Genomic DNA, 20,929 nt, shown 5'->3' with positions numbered 1-20,929 from the left:
CACGAGCCTTTTCTTCCGGCGCCGCGTCGATTTCGTCATACTTCTTGGCCGAACCACCAAACTTGGCAGACAGCACCGTCGTGATCGCCGCCGTCAGCGTCGTCTTGCCATGGTCAACGTGACCAATAGTGCCGACATTTACGTGCGGCTTGGTACGCTCGAATTTTTCCTTAGCCATTCCAGTTCCTCAATAATCAAATAAATAAAAAATCCAGAATCCAAGCTAATCGGTGGTGCCCATGGGCAGGATCGAACTGCCGACCTCTCCCTTACCAAGGGAGTGCTCTACCACTGAGCCACATGGGCCTACCTTAAAACTCCAGCCGTACTGCGTTATGGAGCGGGTGAAGGGAATCGAACCCTCGTCTTAAGCTTGGAAGGCTTCAGCTCTACCATTGAGCTACACCCGCTTATTACGCCCGCAACACAGGCTGCTACAGCATTTAATCTGGTGGAGGGGGAAGGATTCGAACCTTCGAAGGCAGAGCCGACAGATTTACAGTCTGTTCCCGTTGACCGCTTGGGTACCCCTCCGGAAGAACCCGGGATTATCCGGACGACCACCAGCCCTGTCAACACCCAAAAACAGAAAAGCCGGCATATAGCCGGCTTTTTCCGCTTTCGAAACTGAAATTACTTCTGGGAGAGTACCCAGGCGACCAGCTTCTTGGCTTCGTCTTCGGTAACGTTGTTCGGCGGCATCGGGATCTGACCCCAGACGCCCTTGCCACCAGCCTTGACCTTGGTGGCCAGCATCGCGGGGGCAGCCTTGTCACCCTTGTATTTTGCAGCGACTTCCTTGTAAGCCGGACCAACCAGCTTTTTGTCGATGGCATGGCAGGACATGCAGTTCTTGGCCTTGGCCAGAGCTTCGTCGGCCTGGGCCTGACCGGCCATTACGATACCAGCGGCGGCCATCACGGCAACATAAACAGCTTTCATTCTCTCGCTCCGTTATTCAGGTTGGTGGATAAATCAGTATTGGATGATAAAACCCTTTTCTATCCCTTGCAAACAGGAAGCTCGGTGTAACCGCATCTCCTGCTCAAGGTAATTAACGCACAGCCTTAGCAACGCGTTGACAGCAAATGCTTATGAAGGTCGCGACGATAAAGCCAACAACGTACCAGCCGAGACGAATAAACCACCGAAAAGGCGATTCTGCAAACGAATAGCGACCGGATCATGCAACCACCGACCCAGATGTACTGCGGCAAGCGCGTATCCGGACATTACAACCATATCCGTCAGACAGAGTGTTGTCGCTATCATCAGGTACTGGGGAATTTGAGGTTCCGCTGGATTGACAAACTGAGGAACCAGCGCGCCGATGAATATGATCGCTTTCGGATTGGTCAGATTGACCAGAACCCCCTGCAGAAATAGCCCTTTGCGACGAACCATCGGCGCATTGGCGTCGACCGGAACGACGGGCGCCCGCCATTTCTGGATACCGAGCCAGAGCAGGTAGGCCGCACCCAAAAACTTGACCAGCAAAAATGCTGTTTCCGAGGCGGCCAATAGCGCGCCGAGGCCAAGCGCAACAATCAGCAAATGGAGCAGAATCGCCGACTGAAGACCAAGAATGGCCGTCAGTGCGGCCCAATAGCCGTGCCGCATGCCGGTGCTCATGCTGATCACCGCGCCCGGCCCTGGGGTCACGGCGATCAGGATGGCCGCCAGCAGGAAACCAAGCCAGACCGCGAGTGTCATTTACGGCGCTGAATCTGCTTGACGTCGCGCACGGCGCCCTTGTCGGCCGAGGTGGCCATCAGGGCATAGGCTTGCAGCGCGGCGGAAACGACGCGTTCGCGATTGACCGGCTGCCAGGCAGCGTCGCCCTTGGCTTCCATCGCAGCGCGACGGCTGGCGAGTTGGTCATCGGCGATAGCCAAGTGAATGCGACGATTCGGGATGTCGATTTCGATGGTGTCACCCTCTTCGACCAGACCAATAGCGCCGCCGTCGGCCGCTTCCGGCGAAGCGTGGCCAATGGAAAGACCGGAGGTGCCGCCAGAGAAACGGCCATCGGTGAGCAGCGCACAGGCTTTACCGAGGCCCATCGACTTGAGATAGGAGGTCGGGTAGAGCATTTCCTGCATGCCGGGGCCGCCCTTCGGGCCTTCGTAGCGGATGACGACGACGTCACCAGCAACGATTTTTTCGCCCAGAATGGCTTCGACCGCAGCATCCTGACTTTCGAAGACGCGAGCCTTGCCGGAGAACTTCCAGATCGACTCATCGACACCAGCCGTTTTGACAATGCAGCCGTCGACCGCTATGTTGCCGTGAAGCACGGCCAGGCCGCCCTCCTGCGAGAAAGCGTTAGCCTTGTTGCGGATACAGCCGTTCGTGCGATCAAGGTCCAGTTCGTTGAAGCGACGGTCCTGCGAGAAGGCAACTTGGGTCGGCACGCCGCCCGGGGCGGCCTTGAAAAACTCGTGCACCTTGACGTCGTGTTCGCGCACCACGTCCCAGCGCTCGATGGCTTCCCCGATATTCTTGATATGGACGGTCGGCACATCGCGCGTGATCAGTCCTGCCCTGTCCAGTTCGCCCAGGATGCCCATGATGCCGCCGGCCCGATGGACATCCTCGATGTGATACTTGTCGGTCATTGGCGCGACCTTGCACAGGCAGGGCACGGCGCGCGAAATGCGGTCGATATCGGCCATCGTGAAGTCGACACCGGCTTCCTGCGCCGTGGCCAGGATGTGCAGCACGGTATTGGTCGAACCGCCCATGGCGACGTCGAGGGTCATGGCGTTTTCGAACGCGGCCTTGGTGGCGATGGAACGCGGCAGGACCGAGGCGTCATCCTGCTCGTAATAGCGCTTGCACAGATCGACGATCAGGCGGCCGGCGCGCAGGAAAAGCTGCTTGCGGTCGGCGTGCGTGGCGACGACGGTGCCGTTGCCGGGCAGGCTGAGGCCGAAAGCTTCGGTCAGGCAGTTCATCGAATTGGCGGTAAACATGCCGGAACAGGAACCGCAGGTCGGGCAGGCGGAGCGCTCGATTTCGTCGAGATCGGACTGGGAAACCGTGTGGTCGGCGGCCTTGACCATGGCATCGACGAGGTCGAGGTGCACGACGTTACCCTGAATCTTGACCTTGCCGGCTTCCATCGGGCCGCCGGAGACAAAGATGACCGGAATGTTGAGGCGCATGGCGGCCATCAGCATGCCCGGGGTGATCTTGTCGCAGTTGGAGATGCAGACCATGGCGTCGGCGCAGTGGGCGTTGACCATGTATTCGACCGAGTCGGCGATCAGGTCGCGACTGGGCAGCGAATACAGCATGCCGCTGTGGCCCATGGCGATACCGTCGTCGATGGCGATGGTGTTGAATTCCTTGGCAACGCCGCCGGCCGCCTCGATCTCGCGCGCGACCAGCTGGCCCATGTCCTTGAGGTGCACGTGGCCCGGGACGAACTGGGTGAAGCTGTTGACCACGGCGATAATCGGCTTGCCGAAGTCGCCGTCCTTCATGCCGGTGGCGCGCCACAGGGAGCGGGCGCCGGCCATGTTGCGGCCGTGGGTGGAGGTGCGTGAACGGTATTGCGGCATGACTCTCTCTCCGTCTGAATCTGGCGCCGACGTCTTGTCATGGCGCGCGAACTATAATCGGCTAATTCTAGCCCACTCTGAACCTTCGATGCTTCTTCACCCGCAGTTCGACCCCGTCGCCTTCTCGGCCGGCCCAATCTCGGTGCGCTGGTACGGTTTGATGTACCTCGTCGCCTTCGTTCAGTTTATTTTGCTCGGCCGCTACCGGATCAAGAGTCGTCCGTCGATTCTTAGCGTCGAGCAGCTCGACGACCTGCTCTTTTACGGGATGCTTGGCGTCATTGTCGGCGGGCGACTTGGGCAGGTGCTGTTCTATGAACCGGCTTACTACCTGAGCAATCCACTGGAAATTTTCGCCGTCTGGAAAGGCGGCATGAGCTTCCATGGTGGCTTTCTCGGCGTGCTCGCCGCTATGGGGCTATGGGCCAACAAACAGCGGATCAACTGGTGGGACATCATGGATTTCGTCGCGCCGCTCGTCCCGCTCGGCCTGGCTGCAGGCCGTCTCGGCAACTTCATCAACGGCGAGCTTTGGGGCCGTGTCGCCGACGCCAGCCTGCCGTGGGCGATGATCTTCCCGCAATCCGGCGACATGCTGCCGCGCCACCCATCGCAGCTCTATCACATTGGTCTCGAAGGCCTCGCCCTCTTTTCAATTTTGTGGCTTTTTTCCGGTCGACCGCAGCAACGCGGTGCGGTGTCCGGTGTTTTCCTGATCGGCTACGGCTGCTTCCGTTTCATCACCGAATTCTTCCGCGAGCCGGATGCCGGCATCTTTGGCCAGTCGTACACGATCAGCATGGGCCAGTGGCTGTCACTGCCGATGGTGCTGGCCGGCATCGTTTTACTGGTGCTCGCCCAGCGCAGGAAATCTCTATAATTATGGATTACGTTATCCACTACACGACAGGAATCGACTCATGACACGTCCGTTCAAGGTTCTCGGCATCCAGCAAATCGCCATCGGCGGCCCTTCCAAGGAAAAACTGCGCACCCTGTGGGTCGAGAAATTCGGCCTGGAAATCACCAGCACCTTCGTCTCCGAGCGCGAGAACGTCGATGAAGACATCTGCGCCATGGGCACCGGCCCGTTCAAGGTCGAAGTGGACCTCATGCAGCCGCTCGACCCGGAGAAGAAGCCGGCCGTGCATGCCACGCCGCTCAACCACGTCGGCCTGTGGATCGACGACCTGCCCAAGGCTGTCGAATGGTTGTCGGCCAACGGCGTACGTTTCGCCCCGGGCGGCATCCGCAAGGGCGCCGCCGGTTTCGACATCACCTTCCTGCACCCAAAGGGTAATGAGGAATTCCCGATCGGCGGCGAAGGCGTGCTGATCGAACTGGTACAGGCGCCGCCGGAAGTCGTCTCGGCCTTCGCCAAGCTGGCCGCCCAATAAACCAAAATGGCTGACATCCCCGAGCACGAACTCGAGGAAACCCGCGCCGCGCTCGCCCCCACGCTGGAGGCGACCGCGGCGATCCTGCCCTGGGTGGCCACACCCAGAAAGGCGCGCTTCGACCCGAAACTCAATGAACGCTGGATTGCCGCCAACAAACGGCTTGCAGCGGCATGGTCGGAGCGCCATGGCGCCGGCGCCGACGATATTCGACCGGCCATTTTCGGGCTGTACACCATCGCCATCGAAACCGTCGACGCCAACTGCCTGCGTCTTGGCGAAGCACTGGCCAGCGCTGCCGACCGTCTTGAAGAAGATACGCTGTCGCCTCGCCTGATTGCCGCCATGAGCGCCGCCATCGAATGCCTGAGCGAAGCCGACGGCCTTGAGCACCCAGCCTTCCCGGAACGCGCCGACCACTTCGCCGGACGCCTAGAGGCATGCGCCAAGGCGACAAAAATCGACGAGCGCTCGGCCGTTCTCGACCAGCTATTCGTTGATGAAGCCAGCGAGCAAATCCAGTTGATGCACGATGCCCTGGCCGCTCTGCCGCCGGATGCCTACGCCCTGACCACGGAAGCGCTCAAGCTGGCCCAACAAGCCGAACTGCTCGAAATCTGGGGCGTCATGCACCTCGCCCGACAGCTATCAGATTGTATCAACCGGAATGCTGCCGACCTCGATAGCGCCGCCGTCCGCATGGAAATCCAAAATCGGCTGGAGGCACTCGGTACCACCATTGCCACGGTCAACCGGTAATTTCGGCCAAAACTGAAATGTCGTCAGATCGCGCCGCAAACGGCGCGCAGGCGTTCGCCGACGGCACGGGCCTGAAGCTTCGCTTCTTTCGCCTCATATTCGACCAGGGCCAGCGTTACCAGATTGGCCACCGCCTGCGCAAACAGCCCGTGCGACGACGTCCACGGTTGGCGCGAGGCGACCTGCTCGAGACAGAGCACCCCCTGCAACTCGCCGCGGATATGGATTGGTGTATCCAGCATGGCCGTCACGCCATGACGGGGCAGATAATCGGCAGCAAACTCGGCGGTCAATGGATGAATGTAGGCATCGTCAGCCGCAATGCTGCTGCCGGCCCGTAATGCCTGAAAGTACAGCGGATACTGGCGGGCATGGATACGCTGGTCTTTGCTGTGGCGCCGGGGTGACAGCTCAAAGAGGTCAAGGCAGAGCAGCTCCTGTTGCTGGTTGTTGAGCGCCCAGATGCTGACGCGCTCGACGCCGGACATCTGCGCCGCCGACTCGGTCAGGATGCTCAGCATCATGTCGAGCGGCGCCTCTTTGAAATAGGCGCCGCGCGACAGGCTGGCAATACCTTCCTGCAACTCCAGCGGCGACATCAAGGTTCTGCCGAATCCCGGATTGACCATGTTTTCCATAAAATTCCGACTGACCCGCCCCGAAGGACAAATATTCAAGTCCGAATTTTAAGAACCCCGGCTAGTTCCGCCCGTGAAATCCTCCACAGCTGACGAAAGTAATAGTCATTTTTTGACCTTACTCAGGACCCGGCGTCGTCTTGAAGATGAAGGCCGCCCGATGGATGTCTGTAATCCACACCAGGCCATCACCGTAATGTCCGGTCTTTGCCACCTCGGTAATCCGCTGAAAAATGGTCTCGGCCACCTCATCCGGGGCAACGATTTCGATGCGCACCTTCGGCGTGTAATCGGTCAATTCATCCTTGATCTTGGTCCGCGCCGGCACATGGCGCGACGGGGCGCTGCAGCCTTCAACCTTGGTTACTGTCATGCCGGGAAATCCGGGCAGCACGACCAACGCATCACGCAAATCCGCCAGTTTGTTGGGGCGAATGACTGCCTTGATTTCTTTCATGCTTCGACCTCTTCATCGTCAAACCAGCGGTAAATGGTGGGCAAGACCAACAGCGTCAGCAGGGTACAGGTAATCAGCCCGCCAATCACCACGATGGCCAGCGGCCGCTGTACCTCGGAGCCCGGCCCGCTGGAAAACAGGAAGGGGATCAGGCCGAGCATGGCCACCGTCGCCGTCATCATGACCGGCCGGAAGCGCAGCGTTGCGCCCTCGACCACCGCGTCGCGCACGCTGCGTCCCTGGTCGCGTAGACCACGGATGTAGGACACCAGCACGACGCCGTTGAGCACGGCGATACCCCACAGCGCAATGAAACCCACCGAGGCCGGCACCGACAGGTATTCGCCGCTGACGAACAGGCCGATGATGCCACCGATGGACGCGAAAGGCAGCACGGTGATGATCAGCGTGGCGAAACGCAGCGAATTGAAGAGCAGGAAGAGCAGGAAGAAAATCGCCGCGATGGTGATCGGGATGATGATCTTCAAGTGCCCCAGCGCCCGCTCCATATTCTGGAACTGACCGCCCCACTCCAGGTAATAGCCGTCCGGCAACTTGATCTGGCCGTCCACCTTCTCCTGCAACTCGGCGACGAAACTGCCGAGGTCGCGGTCCTTGACGTTGACGCCGACGACAATGCGTCGTTTGCCCAGCTCCCGCGAAATCTGCGCCGGGCCGTCCATGACGCTGATTTTGGCCACGTCGGCCAAGCGCGCCTGGGCACCGTTGCGCGAGGTGATCAGGATGTTCGAAATCGCCTCGACGTTGTTGCGAAAACTCTCCGGCAAACGGACAACGCCCGGGAATCGACGTTCGCCCTCGAAAATCTCGGTAGCCACCTTGCCGCCAACCGCTGTCTCCAGCAAATCATTGACGTCCGATACGTTCAAACCAAGCCGGGCAATGGCCTGCCGGTCAATTTCAATGGACAAATACTGCTGCCCGCTGATCCGCTCGATGCGCAAATCCTGCGCCCCCTCCAAGGTCTGGGCGACCTTGCCGATCTGCCCGGCGATCTTCTTCAACTGATCGAGATCGTCGCCAAAGACCTTGACGGCGATATCGGAGCGCACGCCGGTCACCATCTCATCGACGCGGTCGGAAATCGGCTGGGCCATGACGACCTGCACGCCCGGCAAGACCTTCAATTTCTCGCGCATGGCGTCCTGAATGTCCTCCTGCGTCCAGCCGGAAGGCCATTCGCTACGCGGTTTCAGGCTGACGATGGGCGTCGATTCATTCGGCCCCTGCGGGTCGGCCGGCGATTCGCCCCGACCAACGCCAGACACTGCCGATTTGACACCCGGTACCTGCATGACCAGACGCATGGCCTCCATTTCCATCTTGATCGACTCGTCGAGCGAGATGTTGGGCACCCGGTTGATACCCGGCACGACCGAACCTTCCTTCATTTCCGGAATAAAGGCGGTGCCGAGGAAGGGCAGCGTACCTACCGTCAGCACAAAGGCACTGACAGCCAGGATCACCGTCTTGCGCTCGTTGCCCAGCGTCCAGTGCAGCATCTTGAGGTAGCGACGCTTCATGGCGGCGATCAGCTTGGTATCGTGGTCACCATCGTGGGCCGGCGGCTTGAGCAGGTAGGTCGACATCACTGGCGTCAATGTCATCGACAGGACCAGCGAAATGGCCAGCGCGATGGCGATGGTATAGGCCAGCGGCGCGAACATCTTGCCTTCCATGCCCTGCAGGGTCATCAACGGCAGGAAGACGAGAATGATGATGCCAACACCAAAGATGACCGGCGTCGCCACTTCGACCACGGCGCGCAGGATCACCCGCAACTGGCTCTCGCCGCTCTTGGCATGGCGGCCAAGTTGCAGGTAGGCATTTTCGACGACCACCACCGAGCCGTCGACCATCAGACCGATAGCGATGGCCAGGCCGCCGAGCGACATCAGGTTGGCCGAAATGCCCAGCTTGTTCATCGCCATGAAAGTCAGCAACGGCGTCAGCACCAGCGTACCAACGACGATCAGCGAAGAGCGGACATCGCCAAGGAACAGGAAGAGCACGACGACAACCAGCGCGACGCCCTCGAGCAGCACCTTGGTTACGGTCCACAAAGCCGCATCGACCAGCTCCGAGCGGTCGTAATACGGCGCGATCTTCAGGCCGTCAGGCAACATGCCCTTGCGGTTGATCTCCTCAACCCGCGCCTTGACCCGGCTGACCACTTCCTTGGCGTTGCCGCCAGCGATCATCATGACCACGCCGCCGACCGCCTCGGTCGTCCCGTTCTTGATCACCGCGCCCTGACGGACATCGTGGCCGATCTGCACGTCAGCGACATCGCGAACGTACACCGGCACGCCATCCTTCTCCTTGAGGACGATGGCGCGCAGATCTTCCAGATCGCGGACCAGGCCAACACCGCGAATCAAGTACTGCTCGGCAAATTGCGGCAAGACGCCGCCACCGGCATTGGCATTGTTGCGACCGACCGCCTGATATACGTCGGCGACGCTGAGCCCGAAGTGCCGCAGCTTGTCGGGGTTGACCAGCACCTGATACTGCTTGGCGTAGCCGCCCTGCGAATTGATTTCGGCGACCCCCGGAATCGAGCGCAACAAGGGGCGCACCACCCAGTCCTGGGCGACCCGGCGCTTCATCAACTCTTCTACGCTGAGAGTCCGGTCACCGTCATCGGGCCGTTCCAGCGTGTATTGATAAACCTCGCCGAGGCCGGTCGACACCGGCCCAAGCACAGGTGTAATGCCGGCCGGCAAGCGCGAACCGACTTCGAGCAGGCGCTCCATGACCAGCTGGCGGGCGAAATAAACATCGGTCTTGTCGTTGAAAACCAGGGTTATCAGCGACAGGCCGGGCTTGTTCAGCGAGCGCATCTCCTCCAGCCCGGGCAGGCCGGTCATCGCGACCTCAAGCGGCACGGTGGCAAAACGCTCGACCTCTTCCGGCGAACGGCCGGTGGCCTCGGTGGCGATCTGGACCTGGACGTTGGTCACATCGGGGAAGGCATCGACCGACAGCTTGCGTGCTGCGTCGAGTCCGAAGAAGAAAAGGACGGTGGCGATCACCGCGACGATCAGGCGCTGCTTGAGCGCCCCACGGACGAGGGACTCGATCACGATCCCTCCATTTCCTTGCGATTACGCTCGTTGTTCAGGTGAAAAGCGCCATCAACCACAAGTTTTTCTCCACCTTTGAGGCCCGACTGAACGACGCGCACTCCACCCTGCTCGGGGCCCAGCTTGACCTTGGCCAAACGGAAGGCGCCATCGCCCGCGGCGACAAAAACGTGATCCTCGTCATTTTCACGAACAACCGCGCCAGCCGGTATGACCAGCCGCTCGACCGGCTTGGCTTCGATCAGCATCGAAGCCAGCATGGCCGGCTTGAGGCGGCCATCGCGGTTATCCAGTTCGGTACGAACCAGGACCGTACGCGTCTCCGGGTCGATGGTCTGACCGACAAAAATCAGTTTGCCGACCAGCTTTTCATGGCCCAGCGCCGGCACTTCGATGCTCACCGACTGCCCGGTCTTGACCTGGCTGACCTGCTGCTCCGGCACCTGTGCCACGGCCCACAGGCGAGAAAGATCGGCGACGACAAACAGGGAATCAGCCGGTTGCACAACCTGCCCCTGCGCCAACTTGCGTTCAACGACGACGCCATTCAAGGTCGCCACAACCGGCGTCACGGAATTGACCTCGCCCTGCTTGCCCAGGCGATCAATGGCCGCCGGGCTGACGCCCAGCAACTGCAATTGATCGCTGGCCGCCCGCGTCTCAGCCTTCGAAATCTGGTATTCGCTTTCCCGGCGCTGCAGTTCAGCCGCACCGATCACGTCGCCCTCAAACAGAGCCTTGGCGCGTTCTGCATTGCGTCGATTCAGTTCAAGCTGCGCCCGTGCCTTGAGATAAGCCAGTTGCTGGCTGGACAACTCACTGCTGTTCAACCTGGCGAGAATTTCGCCCTTTTTGACACTCTGGCCCAGCAGGGCGTCGATATCGGTGACCCGGCCCGTTACCGTGGCACCAATACGGGCCAGACGTTGCTCGTCAAAATCGATACGCCCGCTGACGCGCAGCGTTTCGGCCACAGGCTGAGTACTGACATCGCTCAATTTGAGCTGACCGAGCAGTTCCGGCGAAGGTGTCACGCTCAAGGGATCGCGCACCTGCTGCGCGGCCGATTTGTCATTCTCCTGATTGCAGCCGGCCAGTGTTGCCACGGTCAACAGCAAAAATAGGGCTTTTTTCATTATTCTTTTCCTCCGGGGATTGCCCGTAGTCGTTCAATTTCTACCCAGGCCGAAGCCAGTTCGTAACGTGCAGTAATCAATTCGGCGCGTGCGGCGCGGAAAACCCGCTGCGCATCGAGCACTTCGAGAAAACCACGTTCGCCAAAACGATAGGCCGCTTCCGCCACTTTCACGGCCGCTTCGGCCTGCATGAGAATGCCGGACTCGAGCGCGACAACCTGCGCCTGGGCAATTTCATATTGCTGGAAGGCGATTTCAAGCTGCTGAGCCAGCGAAAATTCCTGCGCGGCCAATTCATGGCGGGCCCGCGACAACTGCGCCGAGGCTTCGCCAACCGGGCCGCTACGGCGATCCCACAAAGGAATAGATACGACTACACCAAGCTTGTTGGCGCGAGTATCGGGATCCTCTTCAATGCCGGCTTTCAGCGCCACATTGGGCCAGCGCTGGCGGCGTTCGAGATCAAGCAGATGCTGGGCGCGCACCATTTCGGAGCGTGCACGCGCCAAATCCGGGCTGGTTTCGGCCAATTGCTTGCGCAAACCATCCAGCGGGGGCAATTCCGGCACATCCCGCAAGCGGCCGCTCAGAGTAAAGTCGGCGGGCAAGGCGCCGCCTACACTCTGGCGCAATTGCGAGCGCGCCTGCTCACCGCGAAAACCGGCCGCCTGGGCGGTTTTCTGAACATTGAGCAACTCGGCATCGGCCTTTATCAACTCGAAGCGCGGGGCTTCGCCGGTCTCCACCCGCAGCGCGATACGCGAGCGCACACTCTCCATGGCCGCCAGATCTTCACGCGTATTGCTCAGTTCAACATCACGCCGCAAGACCTCGAAATAACGCAGGCGCAGGCGGGCCAGCGTATCGGCTTCAAAGGCCCTGACCGCTGCCGTCGTCGACTCCAGCCCGGCCTCTGCCGCACCAATCCGGGCCGACCGCCGCCACGGCATATCGAGCGGCTGGGTCAGCGTAACGCTACGTGCGTCGCCGGTATTGCCGCCGACGCCGCGGCTGCGCGACGTCCCGCCGAGATATTCGAGCTCGGGGTTGGGAAAGGCGCCGGCGCTATCCACCGCATAGCGCGCCGCCGTAATCTGGTCGCGCGCCGACAGCACGGCACGACTGGACGACAGCGCCAGCGCCTCGAGTTTCGGCAGATCGAATTCGGGCTGGGCGAAAGCTAGCGTCGCGCCCATGCCCAAAGCGAAAGTCAGTATTTTTGTGCAATGCATCATAAAATTTACTTAGCAAACCGCGTGCCATTGGCTGGCTACGGTCAACGGCCTCCCAGGGCAGCAATACGTTCTTCAAGCGGCGGATGCGTCGAGAACAAGGCCATCCAGCTCCTACCGCCAGCAATGCCCGAGGCCGCCATGTTCTGTGGCAATGGCTCGGTGTGCAGGTTGCCCAGGCGGCGCAGCGCGTTTTGCATCGGGACCGGCGAGCCCATCAGGCCGGATGCCCCTGCATCGGCGCGGAATTCACGCTGACGCGAGAACCAGGCGACGATGATGCTGGCGAGCAGACCGAAGACGATTTCGCAGACGATGCTAGTCACCCAGTAGCCGATGCCTGGCCCGGTGTTTTCGTTGTCGCCACGGCGCAGGAAACCATCAACCAGGTAGCCGACGATGCGCGACAGGAAGACGACGAAAGTATTCACCACGCCCTGGATCAGCGTCATCGTCACCATGTCGCCGTTGGCGATGTGGGCGACTTCGTGGGCCAGTACCGCTTCGGCTTCGTCACGCGTCATGCCCTGCAACAGGCCGGTCGAGACGGCAACCAGCGAACTGTTCTTGCTGGCACCAGTGGCGAACGCATTGGGCTCGCCGTCGTAGATGGCGACTTCCGGCATCGGCAGGTTGGCACGCTTGGCCAGCTTGGCGACGGTGTCGACCAGCCACATCTCGGTCGACGAACTCGGTGCCTCAATGACCCGGGCGCCTGTGCTCCACTTGGCCATGGTCTTCGACATGAGCAAGGAAATGAAGGCACCACCGAAGCCGATCACTGCGGCGAAGACAAACAGCATGCCGACATTGAGACCGTTGGCGGTCAGGAATTTGTTGACGCCAAGCAGACTGGTCGCCACGCTGAGGACCAGCATGACGGCGAGGTTGGTGGCGAGAAAAAGGACAACTCGTTTCATGATCAACTCCTCGAAAGAGAAACAGGCGGATGTTATTGCATTGCAACAAACCAAAAAATGGGAGCAAAATGGAAATACTCTTCGTTTTTTTCTGCAGAACTCATGACGCCCCTTAACTATAAACATCTTCATTATTTCTGGGTCGTCGCCCAGGAAGGCAGCATTACCCGGGCGGCGGAACGCCTGGGCGTGGCCGTCCAGACGATCAGTGGCCAGCTTTCGTTGCTGGAAAGACAACTGGGCAAAGCCTTGTTCAACAGCCAGGGCCGCGGCCTGGTGCTGAGCGAGGCCGGGCGCGTGGCGCAGGGCTACGCCGACCAGATTTTCCAGCTCGGTGAGGCGCTGACCGAGGCCGTCGAGAACAGCGGTAGCGAGTCCACACTTCGTCTGCGCGCCGGTATTTCCGATGGCATTCCCAAACTTCTGGCTTACCGCCTACTTTCTACAGTGACCAGCATGCCGGCCGATGTCCGGCTGATTTGCGACGAAGGCGAATTCGATACCTTGCTCGCCGACCTCGCCCTGCACCGACTCGATGTCGTGCTGACCGACCGGGCGGCCCCGGTCAGCGCCAATCTCAAAGTATTCAGTACGCCGCTCGGTGATTTCGCCACTGGACTGTTCGCGACGCAGGGGCTGGCCGAGCAATACCGACAGAATTTCCCGAAAAGTCTGGACGGCGCGCCGCTGCTCCTGCCTACCCGCCACAATGCGCTGCGGGGCCGCATCGACCGCTGGCTGGAAAATACGAACATCCATCCGAAAATCGTTGGCGAATTCGAAGATAGCGCCTTGCTGACGACCTTCGGACGTGGCGGCTTGGGCATTTTCCCGGCCCCGCTGGCGCTCGCCGAGCAAGTCGCCAGCCAGTTGCAAGCCGTACCACTCGGCGCCATGAGCGGCGTCAGCGAGCACATCTTTGCCATTTCCAACGAGCGCCGCATCCGCCACCCGGCCGTCGAGGCGCTTTGCGCCGCCGCGCCACAAGTCGTGATTGAGCCAAGGGTATAATTTCCACCCCCAACGCAAAACAAAGTCCAAAACCAATGTCGCTGTTCCGCAAGACCACCCTTCTCGCCCTTAGTTTCGCTTTCGCCGCCCAGGCGATAGCCCAGCAATTGCCCGTTCCCCCGTCTCTGGCCGCCAAATCCTGGCTGCTGCTGGAAATGGGCTCGAATCAGGTGTTGACCGCAGAAAAATCCGACGAGCGCCTGGAGCCCGCCTCGCTGACCAAACTCATGACGGCTTACCTGACCTTCGCCGCCCTGCACAAGAAAACCCTGGCCCTCAGTCAGCCGCTGCCAGTCTCCGAAAAAGCCTGGCGCACTGGCGGTTCCAAGATGTTCGTCCGCGTCGACACGCAAGTACCGGTGGAAGACCTGATCAAGGGAATGATCGTCCAGTCCGGTAACGACGCCTGCGTCACGCTGGCCGAAGGCATTGCCGGTAGCGAAGAAAACTTCGCGCAGATGATGAACCGCGAGGCGCAACGGCTGGGCATGAATGCCTCGAGCTTCCGCAACTCAACCGGCCTGCCCGATCCTGAGCACTACACCACGGCGCGCGACCTGTCCCTGCTCGCCTCCGCACTGATACGAGACTTCCCCGAGGAATACAAGAAGTATTACTCGATGAAGGAATACACCTACAACGGCATCACCCAGCCCAACCGCAACCGCCTGCTTTACATCGACCCCACGGTCGATGGCGTCAAGACCGGCCATACAGAAGCTGCTGGCTATTGCCTGATTTCCTCCGCCCTGCGCGACAAGCGCCGCCTGCTCTCCGTCGTCCTCGGCACTGTCTCGGACAGCGCCCGGGCCAGCGAGTCGCAGAAACTGCTCAACTGGGGCTACATCTCCTACGATTCCGTGACGCTTTACGCCAAGGATCAGGCGGTTGCCACGCTGCGCGCCTGGAAGGGCGCCCAGAGCGAGGTCAAGGCCGGCTTTGCCAATGACCTGTCGATAGCCGTGCCCAAGGGTTACGCCGACAAGGTGAAAAGTGATTTCGTCGCCGAGCCACGCCTGATCGCTCCGATCGAGATCGGCCAGAAACTTGGCGTGCTGAAAGTCAGCATCGACGGCAAGGTTTACGGTGAATATCCAGTCGTCGCTCTTGAAAATGTGCCACTTGGCAACATCTTCATTCGTATCCTCGACACCATTCGACTCTGGTTCAACTAAACCCATGACGCCCTACGTCGCCGATCCCGTTTACCTGAACGGCCAGTTCAAGCCGCTGGCCGAAGCGGGCATTTCGCCGCTCGACCGCGGCTTTCTGTACGGCGACGGCGTCTATGAGGTGATCCCGGTCTATTCGCGCCGGGTGTTCCGTGTCGATGAACATCTGAAACGCCTGCAGGCGACGCTGGATGGCATCAAGCTGGCCAATCCGCTGACGGCTGACGGATGGAAAAAAGTGGTGTTCAAGCTGATCGAAACCGCCCCCTGGGACGACCAGTCGATCTACCTGCAAGTAACGCGTGGAGCCGATGACAAGCGCGACCACGCTTTTCCGCCGGCCAGCGTGCCGCCGACCGCTTTTGCCTTTTCTTCGCCGCTGGTCACAACGCCGGCCGACATCCGTGCCAAGGGCGTCGCGGCGATCACTGTGCCCGACCTGCGCTGGTCGCGCTGTGACCTCAAGGTCATCTCGCTGCTCGCCAACGTGCTGGCCCGCCAGCAGGCCGTTGAGCAAGGCTGCGCTGAAGCGCTGCTGATTCGCGACGGCTTCATGAAGGAAGGCGCGGCATCGAACATCTTCATCGTCAAGGACGGCGTGCTCTGCGCCCCGCCCAAGACGCAGCTGATGCTGCCGGGAATTACCTACGACGTGATACTCGAATTGGCCGAGTTCCACGGTCAACCGGTAAAAATCGCCGAAATTGAAGAAACTGAACTTCGTGCCGCCGACGAGGTCTGGATGACCTCATCGACAAAAGAAATCCTGGCAATCACGACGCTCGACGGCCAACCAATCGGCACCGGCCAGCCCGGCCCGCTCGGCGAGCAGATGTGGCAGTGGTACCAGGATTTCAAGAACACCGTAATGCGCAAAGGCTGAAATGGCATCGTACAAGGACACGCTCCTCGAATTCCCCTGTGAATTTCCATTGAAGATCATGGGCAAGGCTGACGACAGCCTGGCTCAGGTCGTCCTCGACATCGTCACCGTGCACGCCCCGGACTTCGACGGTGCCAGCATGGAAATGCGCGCCAGCTCCGGCGGCAACTACGTGAGCCTGACGTGCACCGTGATCGCCACGTCCAAGCCGCAACTCGATGCGCTGTACACCGACCTTAGCGGTCACCCGATGATCAAGGTCGTGCTGTAAGTGCCTCCTGTCGTCAAGCGCCTGGGGCGGGTCGATTACCAACCCACCTTCCAGGCCATGCAGGACTTCACGGCCGGCCGCACCGCCGAAACGCCGGACGAAATCTGGATCGTTGAGCATCCGCCGGTGTACACCCTCGGCCAGGCCGGGAAGCCGGAACACATCCTCAAGGATGTCGGCATTCCCATCGTCAAGATCGACCGTGGCGGCCAGGTCACTTACCACGGCCCGGGCCAGGTCGTGATCTACCTGCTGCTCGACCTCGCCCGCCTGAAAATCAAGGTGCGCGAACTGGTCACCGCCATCGAACAGGCCGTCATCGACCTGCTGGCCAAGCATGGCGTGACCGCCGAACGTCGCACCGGCGCCCCAGGCGTCTACGTCGGCGAGGCCAAGATCGCCGCCCTCGGCCTGCGCATTCGCAACGGCTGCTCGTATCACGGCGTCTCGCTCAACGTGGACATGGATCTTTCCCCCTTCGCCGCGATCAATCCTTGCGGCTACGCCGGGCTGAAAGTCATCCAGACCAAAGACCTGAATATTCCGCTCTCCGCACACGAGGCCGGCGAGCAACTCTCTCAACACTTGCTGCAGCAACTGGATAAACAAAATGGCTGAAAAAGGCGTCAAGCAAAAAGGCGAACTCAAAACCGCACGCATTCCCATCAAGATCGTGCCGGTCGACACCCCGCTGCGCAAACCCGAATGGATTCGCGTCAAGGCCGGCAACAGCGCCGGCCGCTTCGGCGAAATCAAGACCATGCTGCGCGAAAAGAAACTGCACACGGTCTGCGAAGAAGCCACCTGCCCGAACATCGGCGAATGCTTCGGCCGCGGCACGGCGACCTTCATGATCCTCGGCGACATCTGCACGCGGCGCTGCCCGTTCTGTGACGTCGGCCACGGCCAGCCGCTGCCACCCAACCCGGACGAACCGCGCGAACTGGCTGAGTCGGTCGCCGCCCTCAAGCTCAAATATGTCGTGATCACCAGCGTCGACCGCGACGACCTGCGCGACGGTGGTGCCCAGCACTTCGTCGACGTCATCCGCAACACCCGCGAGCTGTCGCCGACCACCACCATCGAAACCCTGGTTCCCGACTTCCGTGGTCGCATGGATGTCGCCCTCGAAGTCCTCGGCGGCGCCCTGCCCGACGTCCTCAACCACAACATGGAAACCGTACCCCGCCTCTACAAGCAGGCCCGCCCCGGCGCCGACTACAAGCACTCGCTGGAATTCCTCAAGCAGTTCAAGGCGCGCTATCCCGACGTCAAAACCAAGTCCGGCCTGATGGTCGGCCTCGGCGAAACCGATGAGGAAATCCTCGAGGTCATGCGCGACCTGCGCGCCCACGACGTCGAGATGCTGACCATCGGCCAGTATCTGGCCCCGTCGGGGCATCACCTGCCCGTCACCCGCTACGTCCATCCCGACATCTTCAAGATGTACGAAGAAGAAGCGAAAAAGATGGGCTTCACCGGCGCCGCCTGTGCGCCGATGGTGCGTTCAAGCTACTGGGCTGACGAGCAGGCGCACAGCGCCGGCGTCGCCTGATTCCGGGCACAGGGAACCAACTTCCACGGTCAACCGGGCTTGCTACGGTCTACCGTAAAAACAGGCCAAAAACAAAATGCCCGGCAGGTGATGCCGGGCATTTTTCATGGCTGAAAGCTTATTGCACGCCGGGCGGTGGCGGCGGAGGAGCGCCCGGAGGCGGTGGCGGGAGACCTGCATCGCTGGAACGTACTGCGCGCGGGTAAGCCATGCTGGCTGGCACCGGCACGCGGTGCCCCTTGCTGTACATGCACTGGATGTAGGCATTGTCATATTGACGCTGCGTGCCGACACCCGAGGCGCGGGCACTATCGGCGCCGGTTGCGCTGCCGAGCAGCAAACCAACGCCTGCGCCGGTCGCCGCGCCACGACCGTCACCACCAATCGCCGCGCCGGCCACCGCACCAACGGCTGCACCGACGGCTGCGCTGGTCACTGCAGATTCCCTGGCAGCCTCGCCGGCGGTCTTGCCGCCAATCTGGATGTGGGCAAACTGCCGGCAATACTGGTCGTCTTCGCGAAAACGCTCAATGCTCTGCCCTGTACCCGGCAAAACCATCACGCTCGGCCCGGTCGGCAACACGGTGCAAGCACCGAGGAATAACGCACCGCCCAGCAGGCTCAATCGCGGGAGAAGTCTCTTCATTTCAACCATCATTCATTTCTCCGGTTGCGGCAGAACCTTCTGCCAGCCGCCAGGACATTCCTTGACGTAAGGGTAATAGCCCTGGGCGCTCTTGCAGAAATACCAGTATTGCTGGCCTGACTCTGGGGCTGCATCCTGCTGCTGTTCGATATAGACCGGAGGCTGCGGAGCCGGCACAACGACCACCTGCGGCGGATAATAGTAAGGCGACGGGTACCACATCGGCCCCCACAACACCGGACCGCCAATGTACACGCCAACACGACCCCGCGGACCATGCGCCGAGGCGCTCGTCGCCATCCCGGCCATCACCACCGCCAACACGACCATCAGAATTTTTGCCGCTTTCATGGGGAACTCCAGCCTTCCTTGACCACAATTACACGATAGTCAATTTTAGGCCGGACGAGCGATTAAATTTGCTACAAGTTGTAAGCGGAATGCCCGGCTAACTCAGTCGTCCCGGGCAATCTCCTCGTCGCGTCTGCGGCGAAGACTCTCCGGCATTTTGAGCGTCGTCCGGTCCCAGCCCTCAAGCGCAAGAATGTCCACCATGCACGCCTCCATCAGCACATGCGCCCGCATTGTCGCCTCGGCGATGGCTTTATGGACCTGGTGATCATTGCCCGGATCGACTTCGCAGGCGTTCTGGTAGCGGTGCAGCTCGCGCAGGCTACGCAACTCCACCGCCACCTGTGCCGGGCAGGCGCACATATAGATCGCGCCTTCCTCGATGATCTGCGACAACTCCTGATCGGTAAATTGCTTTTGCAGAATCATCGTCTGCTCCCTTAGAGCAATTTCAGGCGTTTCGCTGCATCGCGCAGCTCGCCCCGGAAATTCGGATGGGCGATTCCGATCAGCGCTTCGGTCCGCTGCTTGGCCGTCTTGCCGCGCAGTTGGGCAACACCGAATTCAGTGACGACATAGTTGATGTCGTTCTTGCTGGTCGATACGTGGGTACCTGGAGACAGGGTCGGCACGATGCGCGAAATGGTGTCGTCCTTGGCCGTCGACGGCAGCACGATGAAGGCCTTGCCGCCATTCGAGCGGTTGGCGGCACGCACAAAATCGGACTGGCCGCCGGTCCCCGAGTAGGGAATCGGACCGAGGCTTTCCGAACCGCACTGGCCGAGGAAATCGATCTGCATCGTCGCGTTGATGGCGTGCAGGTTGTCGTTCTGCCCAGCCAGATAGGGGTCGTTGGTGAAATCGACCGGGTGCATTTCGAGCGCCGGATTGCGGTGCATGAACTGGTAGAGCTTCTTCGAGCCAAGCGCAAAAGTCGCCAACATCTTGCCGTGGTGGTAGTTCTTCTTGCGATTGGTCACGACACCAGCTTCGACCAGCGACATGATGCCGTCGCCGACCATTTCGGTGTGAATGCCGAGATCGTGCTTGTCGGTCAGCTGCATCACCACCGCGTCTGGAATGCCGCCGTAGCCGATCTGCAGCGTGGCACCATCCGGAATCATCTCGGCGACGTACTTGCCGATGGCTTCCTGGACCGGGCCGATCTTCGGCAGGCCGACTTCGAGAATCGGTTCGTCGCTCTCGCACAGGGCAGCAACCTGCGAAATGTGGATGTGACAGTCGCCATTGGCGAACGGCACGTTCGGATTGACTTCGAGCACGACAACACGCGCCCGGTCGATGGCGGCCATCGTGTAATCAGCAGCCAGCGACAGCGAGAAGAACCCATGCTCGTCCATCGGCGAAGCCATCGTGAACACGACATCGGCCGGCATCAGGCCACGGTTGATCAGTGATGGCATCTCCGAGAAATAGGCCGGTATGAAATCGACCCAGCCATCCTTGCCGCCCGGGCGGGTCGCGCCGCTGTAGAAGTAGGCGGTATGACGGACATGCTCGACAGTCTCCGGATCCAGATAACCAAACTTGCGCACGGCCAGAATCTGCGAAACCTGCACATCGCGAAAATCACGACGCGCCTCTGACAGAGCCGCCAGCAGGCTGGGCGGCTCGCCGACGGCGGTCGGAACGACGATCGTGTCGCCATTCTTGACGACGCGAATGGCATCGGCAGCGGACATGCGTTTTTGTTGATACAGGGCCTGGACGGACATGCGCTATCTCCTGAAATTATTTTGGCAAAACGTTAATCCTCGCATGGTGGTCAGACCGACAAGCTGACCGGGATCAAAACCCCATGCGTATT

At 60.6% G+C, this 20,929-nt stretch carries 23 protein-coding genes and 3 tRNA genes; 9 read left to right on the top strand and 17 right to left on the bottom strand.

The genetic code is table 11. From position 1 onward, the window contains the following. The 7 genes from WBK19_RS07845 to ilvD all read right to left on the bottom strand — a co-directional run. Nucleotides 1-178 (bottom strand): GTP-binding protein (locus WBK19_RS07845; RefSeq protein ID WP_511288539.1); only part of this gene is annotated, 178 nt, incomplete at its 3' end. 53 nt (nt 179-231) lie between these two features. Beyond that, nucleotides 232-306: transfer RNA gene (locus tag WBK19_RS07840), tRNA-Thr, on the bottom strand. A 30-nt stretch (nt 307-336) separates the two neighbouring features. Then, nucleotides 337-410: transfer RNA gene (locus WBK19_RS07835), tRNA-Gly, on the bottom strand. 39 nt (nt 411-449) lie between these two features. Beyond that, nucleotides 450-534 (bottom strand) — tRNA-Tyr (locus WBK19_RS07830). Between the two features lie 99 nt (nt 535-633). Beyond that, nucleotides 634-942 (bottom strand): c-type cytochrome, encoded by a 309-nt coding sequence (locus WBK19_RS07825; protein ID WP_511288531.1) that lies wholly within the window; start codon nt 940-942, stop codon nt 634-636. A gap of 150 nt (nt 943-1,092) precedes the next feature. Next, on the bottom strand, nt 1,093-1,713 hold the full coding sequence (gene rhtB, locus WBK19_RS07820) for a homoserine/homoserine lactone efflux protein (RefSeq protein WP_511288529.1): 621 nt from the start codon (nt 1,711-1,713) through the stop codon (nt 1,093-1,095). After that, the gene (gene ilvD, locus WBK19_RS07815) at nt 1,710-3,566 is read right to left on the bottom strand and encodes a dihydroxy-acid dehydratase (protein WP_511288527.1); all 1,857 of its coding nucleotides are present in this window, start codon (nt 3,564-3,566) and stop codon (nt 1,710-1,712) included. Before ilvD ends, rhtB begins: the two co-directional genes overlap by 4 nt. Nucleotides 3,567-3,654: 88 nt before the next feature. Between ilvD and lgt the strand changes: the two genes are divergently transcribed. Genes lgt through WBK19_RS07800 form a run of 3 tightly spaced genes read left to right on the top strand, consistent with a single transcriptional unit; the run spans nt 3,655 to nt 5,722 of the window. Then, the gene (gene lgt / locus WBK19_RS07810; RefSeq protein ID WP_511288525.1) at nt 3,655-4,446 is read left to right on the top strand and encodes a prolipoprotein diacylglyceryl transferase; all 792 of its coding nucleotides are present in this window, start codon (nt 3,655-3,657) and stop codon (nt 4,444-4,446) included. A gap of 40 nt (nt 4,447-4,486) precedes the next feature. Continuing rightward, nucleotides 4,487-4,963: a VOC family protein gene (locus WBK19_RS07805; protein WP_226442084.1), complete on the top strand. Its 477-nt coding sequence runs from the start codon at nt 4,487-4,489 to the stop codon at nt 4,961-4,963. Between the two features lie 6 nt (nt 4,964-4,969). Beyond that, nucleotides 4,970-5,722: a hypothetical protein gene (locus WBK19_RS07800; protein WP_511288523.1), complete on the top strand. Its 753-nt coding sequence runs from the start codon at nt 4,970-4,972 to the stop codon at nt 5,720-5,722. A gap of 23 nt (nt 5,723-5,745) precedes the next feature. Here the strand turns inward: WBK19_RS07800 and WBK19_RS07795 are convergent, their stop codons facing one another. The 6 genes from WBK19_RS07795 to htpX all read right to left on the bottom strand — a co-directional run bounded on the left by WBK19_RS07795 (nt 5,746) and on the right by htpX (nt 13,212). Beyond that, on the bottom strand, nt 5,746-6,360 hold the full coding sequence (locus WBK19_RS07795; protein ID WP_511288521.1) for a GAF domain-containing protein: 615 nt from the start codon (nt 6,358-6,360) through the stop codon (nt 5,746-5,748). 118 nt (nt 6,361-6,478) lie between these two features. Further along, nucleotides 6,479-6,817, bottom strand: a complete 339-nt coding sequence (locus WBK19_RS07790; protein WP_511288519.1) for a P-II family nitrogen regulator — start codon at nt 6,815-6,817, stop codon at nt 6,479-6,481. Beyond that, a complete protein-coding gene (locus tag WBK19_RS07785; RefSeq protein WP_511288517.1) occupies nt 6,814-9,924 on the bottom strand; it encodes an efflux RND transporter permease subunit in 3,111 nt (1,036 codons plus the stop codon). The genes WBK19_RS07790 and WBK19_RS07785 overlap by 4 nt, the downstream gene beginning before the upstream one ends. Further along, nucleotides 9,921-11,060, bottom strand: coding sequence for an efflux RND transporter periplasmic adaptor subunit (locus WBK19_RS07780; protein WP_511288515.1), 1,140 nt, complete (start codon nt 11,058-11,060; stop codon nt 9,921-9,923). Before WBK19_RS07780 ends, WBK19_RS07785 begins: the two co-directional genes overlap by 4 nt. Further along, on the bottom strand, nt 11,060-12,295 hold the full coding sequence (locus tag WBK19_RS07775) for a TolC family protein (protein ID WP_511288513.1): 1,236 nt from the start codon (nt 12,293-12,295) through the stop codon (nt 11,060-11,062). Before WBK19_RS07775 ends, WBK19_RS07780 begins: the two co-directional genes overlap by 1 nt. Nucleotides 12,296-12,336: 41 nt before the next feature. Beyond that, on the bottom strand, nt 12,337-13,212 hold the full coding sequence (gene htpX / locus WBK19_RS07770) for a protease HtpX (RefSeq protein WP_511288511.1): 876 nt from the start codon (nt 13,210-13,212) through the stop codon (nt 12,337-12,339). 102 nt (nt 13,213-13,314) lie between these two features. Here htpX and WBK19_RS07765 point away from each other — a divergent pair, with 102 nt between their 5' ends. The 6 genes from WBK19_RS07765 to lipA are packed head-to-tail and all read left to right on the top strand — an operon-like array spanning nt 13,315 to nt 18,104. Next, nucleotides 13,315-14,223, top strand: a complete 909-nt coding sequence (locus tag WBK19_RS07765) for a LysR family transcriptional regulator (RefSeq protein WP_511288509.1) — start codon at nt 13,315-13,317, stop codon at nt 14,221-14,223. 35 nt (nt 14,224-14,258) lie between these two features. Further along, the gene (locus WBK19_RS07760; protein WP_511288507.1) at nt 14,259-15,398 is read left to right on the top strand and encodes a D-alanyl-D-alanine carboxypeptidase family protein; all 1,140 of its coding nucleotides are present in this window, start codon (nt 14,259-14,261) and stop codon (nt 15,396-15,398) included. Between the two features lie 4 nt (nt 15,399-15,402). Further along, nucleotides 15,403-16,278 (top strand): D-amino acid aminotransferase, encoded by an 876-nt coding sequence (locus tag WBK19_RS07755; RefSeq protein WP_511288505.1) that lies wholly within the window; start codon nt 15,403-15,405, stop codon nt 16,276-16,278. A gap of 1 nt (nt 16,279) precedes the next feature. Beyond that, complete coding sequence (locus WBK19_RS07750; protein ID WP_494648372.1) at nt 16,280-16,549, top strand: YbeD family protein; 270 nt, start codon at nt 16,280-16,282, stop codon at nt 16,547-16,549. After that, nucleotides 16,550-17,167: a lipoyl(octanoyl) transferase LipB gene (gene lipB, locus WBK19_RS07745; RefSeq protein WP_511288503.1), complete on the top strand. Its 618-nt coding sequence runs from the start codon at nt 16,550-16,552 to the stop codon at nt 17,165-17,167. It begins immediately after the preceding gene. After that, nucleotides 17,160-18,104: a lipoyl synthase gene (gene lipA / locus WBK19_RS07740; protein ID WP_511288501.1), complete on the top strand. Its 945-nt coding sequence runs from the start codon at nt 17,160-17,162 to the stop codon at nt 18,102-18,104. Before lipB ends, lipA begins: the two co-directional genes overlap by 8 nt. A 118-nt stretch (nt 18,105-18,222) precedes the next feature. Here the strand turns inward: lipA and WBK19_RS07735 are convergent, their stop codons facing one another. The 4 genes from WBK19_RS07735 to WBK19_RS07720 form a co-directional block, all read right to left on the bottom strand. After that, nucleotides 18,223-18,750, bottom strand: a complete 528-nt coding sequence (locus tag WBK19_RS07735; RefSeq protein ID WP_511288499.1) for a glycine zipper family protein — start codon at nt 18,748-18,750, stop codon at nt 18,223-18,225. A 12-nt stretch (nt 18,751-18,762) separates the two neighbouring features. After that, the gene (locus WBK19_RS07730) at nt 18,763-19,101 is read right to left on the bottom strand and encodes a hypothetical protein (protein WP_511288497.1); all 339 of its coding nucleotides are present in this window, start codon (nt 19,099-19,101) and stop codon (nt 18,763-18,765) included. A gap of 102 nt (nt 19,102-19,203) precedes the next feature. After that, a complete protein-coding gene (locus WBK19_RS07725) occupies nt 19,204-19,530 on the bottom strand; it encodes a hypothetical protein (protein WP_511288495.1) in 327 nt (108 codons plus the stop codon). Between the two features lie 11 nt (nt 19,531-19,541). Then, on the bottom strand, nt 19,542-20,837 hold the full coding sequence (locus tag WBK19_RS07720; RefSeq protein ID WP_511288493.1) for an acetyl-CoA hydrolase/transferase family protein: 1,296 nt from the start codon (nt 20,835-20,837) through the stop codon (nt 19,542-19,544). Nucleotides 20,838-20,929: the final 92 nt, after the last annotated feature.

It is taken from the genome of Azonexus sp., assembly GCF_049652925.1.
In the GTDB taxonomy this organism is placed as follows: Bacteria; Pseudomonadota; Gammaproteobacteria; order Burkholderiales; family Rhodocyclaceae; genus Azonexus.
Note: the sequence above shows the minus strand (reverse complement) of the source record. Positions and strands in the feature narration are given on the sequence as shown.